The following is a 1,008-nucleotide window of genomic DNA, read 5'->3' as shown; positions in this document are numbered from 1 at the left end:
CGTTCTGCGCGATCTCCCGGATCGAGGCCCCCATCTGCTCGGCACCCGCGGCCACCGTCTGCACGTTCCGCGACACCTGCTCCGCAGCCGCCGCCACGACCCCCGCCTGCGCCGACGTCTCATCCGACCCCGCCACCACCTGCTGCGAGGCCGCCGAGAGCTCCTCGGCCGCGGCCGCGACCGTCTGCGCCGTGTGCACGACGCCGCTCATCAGCGCGCGCAGCGAGCCCTGCGCCTCGTTCAGCGAGCCCGCCATCCGGCCGAGCTCGTCCCGGGAGTCCAGCGGCACGGCCACCGTCAGGTCGCCGTCGCCGATGCTCTGCACGGTGCGCTGCACCGTCGCCAGGTCCCGCACGATGCGGCGGACGAGCAGCACGCCGAGCGCCGCCGCGAGGAGCACCCCGCCCGCGCCGACCGCGATCATCTGCACCGTCGCCGCGCGCGCGTCGCCCGCGGCGTCCGCCACACCCTGCTCCGCGTGCGCGGACACCGAGTCCGTCAGCGCCTGGAGCGCGTCGCCGAGCTCGGTGGTGATGCCGCGCACCTGGTCCGCGTAGGCGTCGTGGTACGCGGTCCCGCCCTCGTCGGCCAGCGGCTCGATGGCGTCGGCGGCGGCCTGGTAGCGCCCGTAGGCGTCGCGCAGCGCCGCGTAGGCGTCCTCGTCGAGCACGTAGGGCTCGTACGCCGCGACGTTCTCCAGCGCGTCCGCGTCGAAGCCCGCGCGGTCCGCCACGATCCCGGCCCGGTCCTCCGGCGCCACCATCCCGTACTCGAGCACCCGGGCGCGGCTCGCCTGGAACCAGCGCTGCGTGTTGACCAGGTAGGTCTGCGGCTCGATGGCGTCGCGGCCGAGGCGGTCGATCGACTGCTCCAGCCCGCCGAGGCGGGCGATGCCCAGGCCGGCGACCACGCCCACCGCGACGGCGAGCAGGCCGAGCACCGCACCGATGCGGGCGCCGACGGGGGCGTCGGCGACGAGCCGCCGGGCTCGGGTGCGGGAGGGGGCGG

Annotated in this window: 1 protein-coding gene; it reads right to left on the bottom strand. The window is 76.6% G+C overall.

Annotated elements, in window-relative coordinates; all coding sequences use genetic code 11:
- The coding region (locus MHY85_RS21115) for a methyl-accepting chemotaxis protein (RefSeq protein ID WP_239200435.1) at positions 1-1,008 on the bottom strand (1,008 nt) is incomplete at both ends.

Origin of the sequence: Cellulomonas sp. ACRRI, assembly GCF_022346185.1 — a bacterium.
In the GTDB taxonomy this organism is placed as follows: Bacteria; Actinomycetota; Actinomycetes; order Actinomycetales; family Cellulomonadaceae; genus Cellulomonas.
This window is presented reverse-complemented; position numbering and strand designations above follow the sequence as displayed.